The organism is uncultured Oscillibacter sp. (assembly GCF_910587525.1).
In the GTDB taxonomy this organism is placed as follows: Bacteria; Bacillota; Clostridia; order Oscillospirales; family Oscillospiraceae; genus Oscillibacter.
Map to the genome: position 1 here is coordinate 1 of NZ_CAJULS010000094.1, position 9,276 is coordinate 9,276.

General features: G+C 57.9%; 8 protein-coding genes and 1 pseudogene. 7 read left to right on the top strand and 2 right to left on the bottom strand.

Annotated elements, in window-relative coordinates; translation table 11 throughout:
* Both QZ326_RS09095 and QZ326_RS09100 read left to right on the top strand, forming a co-directional pair.
* A pseudogene (locus QZ326_RS09095) lies at positions 1-234 on the top strand (plasmid recombination protein); the annotation flags it as partial.
* Positions 198-401: an S-layer homology domain-containing protein gene (locus QZ326_RS09100; protein ID WP_295744237.1), complete on the top strand. Its 204-nt coding sequence runs from the start codon at positions 198-200 to the stop codon at positions 399-401. The pseudogene QZ326_RS09095 and the gene QZ326_RS09100, both read left to right, overlap by 37 nt.
* 285 nt (positions 402-686) lie before the next feature.
* On the opposite strand, the gene QZ326_RS09105 is transcribed toward QZ326_RS09100, so the two are convergent.
* Positions 687-2,042: a hypothetical protein gene (locus QZ326_RS09105; protein WP_295744238.1), complete on the bottom strand. Its 1,356-nt coding sequence runs from the start codon at positions 2,040-2,042 to the stop codon at positions 687-689.
* 118 nt (positions 2,043-2,160) lie between these two features.
* Entirely contained in the window at positions 2,161-3,174 is a 1,014-nt protein-coding gene (locus QZ326_RS09110) for a LacI family DNA-binding transcriptional regulator (protein ID WP_295744241.1), read from the bottom strand.
* Between the two features lie 313 nt (positions 3,175-3,487).
* Here QZ326_RS09110 and QZ326_RS09115 point away from each other — a divergent pair, with 313 nt between their 5' ends.
* The 5 genes from QZ326_RS09115 to QZ326_RS09135 form a co-directional block, all read left to right on the top strand.
* A complete protein-coding gene (locus tag QZ326_RS09115) occupies positions 3,488-4,510 on the top strand; it encodes a LacI family DNA-binding transcriptional regulator (RefSeq protein WP_295744244.1) in 1,023 nt (340 codons plus the stop codon).
* A complete protein-coding gene (locus QZ326_RS09120; protein WP_295744247.1) occupies positions 4,507-5,541 on the top strand; it encodes an endonuclease/exonuclease/phosphatase family protein in 1,035 nt (344 codons plus the stop codon). The genes QZ326_RS09115 and QZ326_RS09120 overlap by 4 nt, the downstream gene beginning before the upstream one ends.
* Before the next feature lie 70 nt (positions 5,542-5,611).
* Positions 5,612-6,718: an ABC transporter substrate-binding protein gene (locus QZ326_RS09125; protein WP_295744251.1), complete on the top strand. Its 1,107-nt coding sequence runs from the start codon at positions 5,612-5,614 to the stop codon at positions 6,716-6,718.
* A gap of 95 nt (positions 6,719-6,813) precedes the next feature.
* The gene (locus QZ326_RS09130; RefSeq protein ID WP_295744253.1) at positions 6,814-8,553 is read left to right on the top strand and encodes an iron ABC transporter permease; all 1,740 of its coding nucleotides are present in this window, start codon (positions 6,814-6,816) and stop codon (positions 8,551-8,553) included.
* The coding region (locus tag QZ326_RS09135) for an ABC transporter ATP-binding protein (RefSeq protein ID WP_295744256.1) at positions 8,550-9,276 on the top strand (727 nt) is incomplete at its 3' end. The genes QZ326_RS09130 and QZ326_RS09135, both read left to right, overlap by 4 nt.

The window sequence follows — 9,276 nt, forward strand, 5'->3', positions numbered from 1 at the left end:
CCTATGCGATATTGCGCTTCCAGAAGCGCAAGGCCGGTTCCGTCGCGGCCTGTGAACGTCACAACGAGCGGAAAAAAGAAGCCTACAAAAGCACCCCGGATATTGACATGGAGCGTTCCGGGGAGAATTATCATCTTGTCGCCCCGCCCCGGTATACCTACAAAAAGGAGATCAAACCGCATGACGGGGGCGGCGGGGTGCCGGGTGCGCCGGGACAGTGTGATGCTGGTGGAAAGGCAAGCTTCACCGATGTTCCCGCCAATGCGGACTATGCGCAGGTTGTACCGTGGGCGGTAGAGAACAAGATTACCAGTGGAACAGGCGGCGGCAACTTCTCTCCCGCCGCTACCTGTACCCGTGGACAGATTGTCACCTTCCTCTATCGCGCTATGGGGCAGTAAATTCAGACGATTTTTGTCATTTTGACAGCATGTAAAACCTGAAAAAATACCCACCACCTTTGTTTTTTGGAAAGGTGGTGGGCTTTTTTCAGGCGCGGGAAATCCTTAATTTAATGACATTGGCCTGTAGGCTGGGGATTTTTCTATGCTCCCGAAACAAACTTGCTCTGTCAAATAAAGTTACACAAGTAGGAGGAATATTTCAGGAGAGGGTATGGTGTTTTAATGAGAAAGCAGTTCTTGTAATTTTTACATGCTTACATAGATTTGCGGTATAAAGCGAGATCAGTTTGTGACAACAACCGCGGAGATCATAGCCTTCCCGTCAGAAGTCAATTGCGCGTCCAGAACGATTGTTTCACCAGGCGCGGGCGTAATAGAGACAGTTCCCATAGAGTTGTACGCACCCAGTGCGTCTGCATCCCGAACCTCAAACACAATTTCAATATCACGGTTCATGCAAATATAAAGGGTATTATAGGCTTCAGAAAAGTGATCCCCAAATTCAGCATTGTCCATTCCGAAGAACACAGACTTCGGCACATTGAGCTCCGCCTGATTGAACTTCCAAAAGCGCGCGTCAATTTGTTTTTCGTTATCAGCCGTTAAATAGAGATAAATATCACTTTCATCGTTAAAAGCGTCTTCATTTGACAGACTTGTTATGCTGTCTATTGTGATCATGTGTGAGAAGTAAGGATTATACAAATAAGTGTGTGAGAAATCGCCAAGACCATCGAAGTGCACATCGACAAAATGAGCTGGATCAGACCAGTTAACGCCAATCATTGCAGGGCCATCATCCGGATCATCCCAGGCCCATGGCATTTTAGCTTTATTTTTTCCGTAGGTATCTCCATAGAGCTGTCCAAAAGCGCCGAAAGTCGAATCGGGGCCTCCAATATCATAACGCCGCTCCCAAAAAACATCCATACTAATCAGTTCGTAGTCATACACATATTCATAATTGCCAGCGGCGTTTTCTGGTACCATTGAAAGGCCGTCTGTGTACCGGTAGATGATTCCGTCATCACCCTGAGCTGCAGATCCATCGTATGCCCGCACACCATGTCCCGCATTTGTGCCGATACCATTTGGAGAGATATAAACGCACGGATGCCCATTGTCAAAGATAACAGCGCCATCTATATCGTCACTTCCGTCAATGATACTGCTATCATTGGAGTATTGGTAGAAGTGGTTGTGTGCCTGCGTTTCCATCAGCACAAATGATCCATAGGGGGCCCCGTCTTTTTTTATTACAAATAATGCACCTTCAAAATCATTTTCATGTTTTTCAGCGGAAATTGGGCCATCATCCCGTGGATGGAAAAAGAAATAATTGATAAAGTAATGTGTTTCAGTCTCTTGCGCAGAATAGTAAACAGCAGATGCCAGGGGGTAAGAAAAAGTATTTTCCCAATTGTTTCCACCAGCCCAGTCCCCGTCAAAATCAAATCTGGTCAGGAAGTCAGCACGCACGTCGTAGGATGTGGTGACATCTTGATAAATCGTAGGCGCCCAGACAGCGGCTAATTCTGAATAATCTGGGCTGTCAGGGCCAACAGCTCCGGCACACATACCGGATAAAAGTACAGTTGTTAAAACTAATGAGAAAAAACTCCTGAATACTTTTTTCATCTGCGCTCTCCTCTGTCAAAATTGTGGATAGCAACCGCGTTGAAAAAGGCATGGCGGACGCATTGTGTCTTTTTTACACCTCCCCTGTGTTTTGCCCTTTTGCGTATCATGGCTGAATTCAGCGGCGCGGTTTACAGGTGGCCCGTTCAACCAGTACAGGGGGGATCATGACCGGCTGTGCGCAGGCGGCGTCCGGGTGCTGGATCTGTGTGAGAAGCCGGTCCGCGGCAGTCTCCACCACCAATCTGGCCCGGTGGTCCAGTGTGCTCAGCCGGATGTGGGGGAACCCGGCGTAGATGATATTGTCGAAGCCCAGCAGGGAGATGTCATCGGGAATGGAGATGTGGAATTCCCTGGCGGCGGACATCACGCCCAGGGCGATGGTGTCGCAGGCAGCGAAGACGGCCGTCTCCCGGAAGGGATTCAGGAAGAACTGCCGTGCCAGATGATACCCCACCTCCATGGTGGAGGAGAAGGCGCCGTTGGTAAAAGTCCGCACGGACATGCCCAGCCGGTCCGCAGCGGCGGCAAACCCCCGCTGCCGGGCCAGGTGGGAGTAGTTGTTCTCCCGGGCGCCCAGATACGCTACCTCGGTATGCCCGAGCCGGAAGAGGTACTGGGCGGCCATTTCGCCGCCGGCGGCGCTGTCCACATAGACGGAGGGGATGGCGAGCTGGGGATCGTCCAGCCCGCCCTGGAGGACAATGGGGATGTATTTGAGATAGCGGCGGATCAGCTCCGGCGCCTGTTTGGAGGAGCTGGCCAGAATGATGCCGTCCACCCGGTGCCCGATCAGGAAGTCGAAGAGCTGCCCGATGTTGCCGTCCTCCACCCGCCCCCGGCAAAGGAGAAGATGGTAACCCCGCACGCGGAGAAACCGCTCCAGCGCCAGGGCCATATCGGCGAAGAGGGGGTTGTCCAGGTCGGACAGGATGCAGCCCGCCAGGTTGGTTCTCCCGGAGCTGAGTCCGCGGGCCAGCAAATTCCTGCGGTAGCCATACTGCCGGCACAGGTCCAGGATTTTGTCCCGCAGCTCAGGCGCCACCGTGGGCGATCCGTTCAGCACCCGGGAGACCGTGGCGCAGGAGACGCCGGCGATTCTGGCGATGTCTTTGATTGTGACAGTGCCCATAAAGCGCCTCGCCCCCTGTATAAAACGGTTGCATAAGATAGGGATGACTTTTTGCGGATGTGCGGAGATTTGATTGCTTTTTAAAATCTCAATCACAATCAGAAATAGGTCATACATCCTCTTTACATGACATTATAGGTGAAAATATACAAAAAAGCAATGGAATATCCACGGGCGTTTTTGCACAAAAACAAGGGTGTTTTTTGGAGAAATTACAGAAAATGGTTTTATGGATTGACGATTTTTACCCGCTGTGATATTTTAATAAATGAAAACGGTTGCATGAAATGCTGCAAGGATAGAGTAGAATACCATGAAGCGAGTGACAGTTCGAGATATAGCGGCGCTGGCGGGGGTGAGCACCTCCACGGTCTCCCGGGCGTTGAACGACCATCCCGCGATTACCCAAAAGACCAAAAAAGCCGTCCGTGATGCCTGCGAGGCGCTGAGCTATGTCCCGGACATCACGGCCAAGGGCCTTGCGGGACAGGAGACGCATACCATCGGCATTATCGTTCCGGACATCTCAAACCCCTATTTCTCTGCCCTCTGCACAGCCATGGAGGGCCGCGCGGCGGAGGCGGGATACAGGGCGATTCTCATCAACACGCTGCACGACCCGGCATACGAGCTGGAGGCCATTGACCAGCTGCTGTCCCACAGGGTGGACGGGATGCTGATTACCGCATCTTCCCCCGATTCACAGAGAAAGCACGGGGCATTGCTGGGGGATGTGCCCTGTGTCTATCTTGGAAGCAACCACGGGCCTGACTGCAGTTATGTGGAGGCGGATAACGCCCGGGGGGCCTATGAGGCGGCGCAGTATCTGCATCTCCTGGGCCACCGCGAAATTGCCTTTCTGGGAGGCCGGCAGGGGACCCGGACCCTGGAGCAGAGGCTTGCGGGATACCGGCGCTCCATGACGCTGAACGGCCGTCCCTGCCGTGAGATCACTTGGGCGGGAGAGGAGAGCGGCCTGCTGCAATGGTGCGGCGAACAGGCGGAAGAGCTCTTCCGGAGCGGAGAGCGCCCGGATGCGGTTCTCGCCTACTCCGATATGGCGGCGGTGAAAATTCTTGAGGCGGCTGAGGTCTGCGGTCTCCGGATACCGGAGGACCTCTCCTTGATCGGGTTTGATAACATTTCTTTTGGAGGCCTGCCGCAGATGGAACTCACCACTGTCTCACAGAAAAAGTTCCGGGCGGGCCGGCTGGCGGTGGACCGCCTGCTGAAAAAAACCGGCGGAGAGAACATACAGACCAGGGACGTCCTTCAGCCGGAGCTGATTATCCGCTCCACCTGCCGAAAAAGAGAAGCACAGGAGGGAATATCATGAGAGGAATTCCACTGGAGGAGCGCAAGGCCCTGGGGGCGCTGCTGGACACCCGGTCCCAGGGGGAGGTCATGGCCATGATCCCCCAGTTTGGGGAGGCGGAGACCGACAACTTCGTGCCCCCGCCGGAGACGGCGCCGGAATCCTTGGGGGTGCTGATGTTCAACATGGAGCGGGGTGTCCACCTGGAGGAGATTCAGGATTTTCTGCGAGACTGCCCGGATATCCGGCCCTTCGACCTGATCCTGGCCAACGAGCTGGACGACGGCTGCGCCCGGTCCGGCAACAAAAACACCGCCCGGGAGCTGGCGTCGGCCTTCGGCCTGAACTACGCCTGGGGTCTGGAGTTCATCGAGCTGGTAAACGATAAGAATGAGAAGGGCTTCCACGGAAACGCCGTGTTTTCCCGCTGGCCCATCCGCCGGGCGGGGGTCATCCGATTGCCGGAGGAGTACAACTGGTACTTTGACCGCCAGAGGCGCATCGGCGGGCGGCTGGCAGTGTTCGCGGAGCTGGATGTGGGCGGGCGGCCCCTGGGGGCCGTGTCCATCCACCTGGAAAACCGGGCTGACGGCCCGGGCCGCGGCCGTCAGATGCGGGCCATTTTGGACGCGGTGGAACGGGAACTGCCGGACATGCCGGTGATCCTGGGGGGCGATCTGAACACCAACACTTTCGACGGCCGGGACAAGGAGGACATCGGCGTCATCGCCGCAAGTTCCGAGCTGCGCCGCCGCTGCCTGGAGGACGTGTTCCAGTTTGAGGAGCTTTTGCCCATGGCGGCGGAGGCGGGCTATGAGATCGTGCCGGGGGAGCCGAGACACACCCGGCGCAAGCCCCTGCCAGGGGGAGACTTCCTGCCGCTGCGGCTGGACTGGATTATGCTGCGGGGCGCCCCGGCGGGGGAGAGCCGCATGGTCTCCACCGCCCGGGAGGACCTGACCTACGCCCGTCCCGGCTCGGCTCTGGCGGCCTTCACCGGGGCGGAGCTGTCCGACCACAACGCGGTCTGGGCCATGTGCCGCCTGGGCTGATTGGGTGATCCCTCCATGCGGAGGCATGGATACACATACCACCACAGTTGAATGAAAAGGAGAAACGATCATGAAGAAGTCTACCAAACGCGTTCTTGCAATGGTGCTGGCTGCCGTGATGCTGCTGGCGCTGGCCGCCTGCGGCGGCGGTGGCGGAGACACGGCACAGCAGCCCCCGGCCGATAGCGGCGGCGGTTCCAATGCGGCGGAGCCTGCGGCCCCCTCCGGCAGCAAGGAACTCACCGTCTACACCGCCTTCCCCGAGGCCGAGGTGGTCTACTATTTCAACGAGTTTGAGAAGGAGACCGGCATCAAGGTCAACTACATCCGCCTCTCTGCCGGCGAGATGCTGACCCGTGTGGAGGCCGAGAAGGAGAATCCCCAGGCCACGCTGATGTTCGGCGGCTCCACGGACAACTACATTGCCGCCGTGGAGAAGGGCCTGCTGGAGCCTTATCAGTCCTCTGAGCTGGGCAACACCCCCGCCTCCTATATCGATCCCACCGGCACCTGGAACCCGATCTATGTGGGCTGCATCGCCTTCGCCTGCAACAAGGAGTGGTTTGCCGACAAGGGCATGTCCTATCCCAGCAGCTGGGCGGACCTGCTGGACCCCGCCTATAAGGGCGAGATCATTATGGCACACCCCGCTACCTCCGGCACCGCATACACCGTTCTGGCCACCCTGGTCCAGCTCAAGGGTGACGACGGGGTCTGGGAGTACCTGGGCCAGCTGAACAACAACATGTCCCAGTACACCAAGTCCGGCGCGGCGGCCCCCAACGCCGTGGCCATGGGTGAGGCCGCCATCGCGCTGACCTTCTCCCACGACGGCCTGCAGCCCACCGCAGAGGGCTACCCCATCGAGCTGTCCTTCCCCTCCGACGGCACCGGCTACGAGGTGGGCGCCACCGCCCTCATCAAGGGCGGCAAGGCCGAGGAGCAGGAGAACGCCAAGCTGTTCATCGACTGGATGTGCTCTGAAAAGGGCCAGGGCCTGTATGCGGAGAACAACTCCTTCCGCGTACCCACCAACACCAAGGCCGCCGTGGCCGACGGCCTGGTGACGCTGGACCAGGTGGAGGTCATTGACTATGACGCCGTCTGGGCCGCCGGCGCCAAGAGCGATTACTGCAACCAGTTCGAGGAGAAGATCGCCAGCGCCCCCAAGGAGTAAACCGGCAGCGGACGGTGTGTCCGCCGCTTACAGGGGGCCTCCTCCTCTGACAGGGAGGAGGCCCCGCCCCACTAACTGCACAGGAGGGACCCACTATGGCAAATTCCGCCGGCGCGGGCGGCAAGAGCGCCGCCCGGGTGAAGAAGCTGAACGAGACCAAGATGATCCTGCGCCAGCCAATCCTGCTGGCGGCGGTGGTCCTCACGATTCTGCTGCTTCTCCTGTTCGTCATCTATCCCCTGATCAAGATCCTGATTTTCAGCCTCACCGACGCGGAGGGCAATTTCTCCCTGGCAAACCTGGGGACGATTCTCTCCACCTCCCGCTACCTGCGGGTGTTTGGACGCACCATGCTGCTGGGACTGGTGGTGGCGGTCATCTCCACCTTCATCGGGTACATATTCGCCTATACCATCACCCGCACCAACGTTCCCGGCAAGCGGTTTTTGAAGACCATCGCCACGCTGCCAATCCTGTCCCCGCCGTTCATCCTGTCTTTGTCCATCATTTTCCTCTTCGGCAAGCAGGGCTTTATCACCAAGACGCTGCTGGGCATCACCGGCAACAACGTCTACGGCATGGGCAGCCTGATTGTGGTTCAGGTCATCAGCTTTTTCCCGGTGGCCTACCTGACCCTCTCCGGCATCCTCTCCAGCATCGACGCCTCTGTGGAGGACGCGGCCTGCAACATGGGCGCCAGCCGCTGGCATACCTTCTGGACGGTGACGTTTCCGCTGTCCCTGCCAGGGATCATCTCCGGCTGTCTGCTGGTGTTCATCCAGTCCCTGGAGGACTTCTCCAACCCCGCCACCATCGGCGGCGAGTTCTCCACGCTCTCCATTGAGGTCTACCAGATTATCACCGGAAGCTATGATATGCAAAAGGGTTCCGTGCTGGCCCTGCTGCTGCTCCTTCCCGCGGTAGCCGCATATCTCTTTAATAAATACTGGGTGGGAAAGAAGAGCTTTGTCACCGTCACCGGCAAGCCCACCCAGGCTCGGAAGCTCATTGACGAACCCCATATCAAGTGGCCCCTCTTCGCCGTCTGCCTGGCTGTGGCGGCGGTGATCATCCTGCTGTACGGCAGCGTGATCTACGGTTCCTTCATCAGGACCTGGGGCTATGACTATACGCTGACCCTGGACCAGTACAAAAAGGCCCTGGCCTACGGCTGGGACAGTCTGAAAAACTCCATGGTCCTGGGTCTGATCTCCGCGCTTGTGGGCGGCCTTTTTGGCATGGTCATCGCCTACATCACCGCCAAACGCAGCTATTACGGCAAGCGGTTCATCGAGATCTCCTCCGTGCTGATGTTCGCCGTCCCCGGCACGGTGCTGGGTATCAGCTATGTGCTGGCCTTCAACACCAAACCCCTGGTCCTCACCGGCACCGCCGTGATCCTGGTCATCGTGTTTACCTTCCGAAACATGCCGGTGGCCATTGAGTCCGGCACCACCACGCTGCTGCAGATCGACAACTCCATTGAGGAGGCCTCCACTATTTTGGGCGCGGACACCGGCTATTCCTTCCGGCGCATCACGCTGCCCATGCTGCGCAACGCCTTCTTCTCCGGCATCGTGTACTCCTTTACCAAGGCCATTACCGCCGTCAGCGCGGTGATCTTCCTGGTGTCCGCCCGGTGGAACCTGGTGACCAGCAAGATCTACTCCCTGTTCGATCAGGCAAAATACAGCCAGGCCGCCGCCTTTGTCACCATGATGGTGGTGATCCTGCTGGTATTCATCGGCATCTTCAACGGCGTGATCAACCTGCTGCTGGCGCCCCGCTCCAGGGTGCCCCAGGCCAAGTCAGAGAAAACGGAGGGAACGAAATGAGCAATCAGAGTAAGAAACTGGCCTTCAACAAGAAGAGCTCCAGCGTGGTTTTGAAGAATGTGACAAAGATTTTCCAGCAGCCGGACACCGGCAAGGACTTTGTCGCCGTGGACAGCATCAACCTGGAGATTCAGGACGGCGAGATGGTGACGCTGCTGGGCCCCTCCGGTTGCGGCAAGACCACCACGCTGCGGATGATCTCCGGCTTTGAGTATCCCAGCAGCGGCAATGTGTTCATCGGCGAGCGGGATGTGGCCAAGGTGCCCCCCAACAAGCGGGGGATTTCCATGGTGTTCCAGAGCTATGCTCTCTTCCCCCACATGAATATCTGGGAGAATATCGCCTACGGCCTGCGGGTGGCCAAGCGTCCCCAGGACGAGATCATCCGCCGTACCAACGACGTGGTGGAGCTGATGCAGCTGGGCGGTATGGAGAAGCGGTTCCCCAATCAGCTCTCCGGCGGCCAGCAGCAGCGGGTGGCCCTGGCCCGGGCCGTGGTGATCGAACCCAGCGTGCTGCTGTTTGACGAGCCTCTCAGCAATCTGGACGCCAAGCTGCGGGAGAGTATGCGGGACGAGCTGCGTGCCCTCCAGAAGCGGCTGGGCATCACCTCCTTGTATGTCACCCACGACCAGTCGGAGGCCATGGCCATATCCGACCGGGTGGTCATCATGAAGGACGGCGTCATCTGCCAGCAGGGCTCTCCCACGGAGATCTACGAGC

Coding starts and splice junctions, on each gene's coding strand:
- QZ326_RS09105 (WP_295744238.1), bottom strand. CDS start 2,042: ATGAAAAAAGTATTCAGGAGTTTTTTCTCATTAGTTTTAACAACTGTA.
- QZ326_RS09110 (WP_295744241.1), bottom strand. CDS start 3,174: ATGGGCACTGTCACAATCAAAGACATCGCCAGAATCGCCGGCGTCTCC.
- QZ326_RS09115 (WP_295744244.1), top strand. CDS start 3,488: ATGAAGCGAGTGACAGTTCGAGATATAGCGGCGCTGGCGGGGGTGAGC.
- QZ326_RS09120 (WP_295744247.1), top strand. CDS start 4,507: ATGAGAGGAATTCCACTGGAGGAGCGCAAGGCCCTGGGGGCGCTGCTG.
- QZ326_RS09125 (WP_295744251.1), top strand. CDS start 5,612: ATGAAGAAGTCTACCAAACGCGTTCTTGCAATGGTGCTGGCTGCCGTG.
- QZ326_RS09130 (WP_295744253.1), top strand. CDS start 6,814: ATGGCAAATTCCGCCGGCGCGGGCGGCAAGAGCGCCGCCCGGGTGAAG.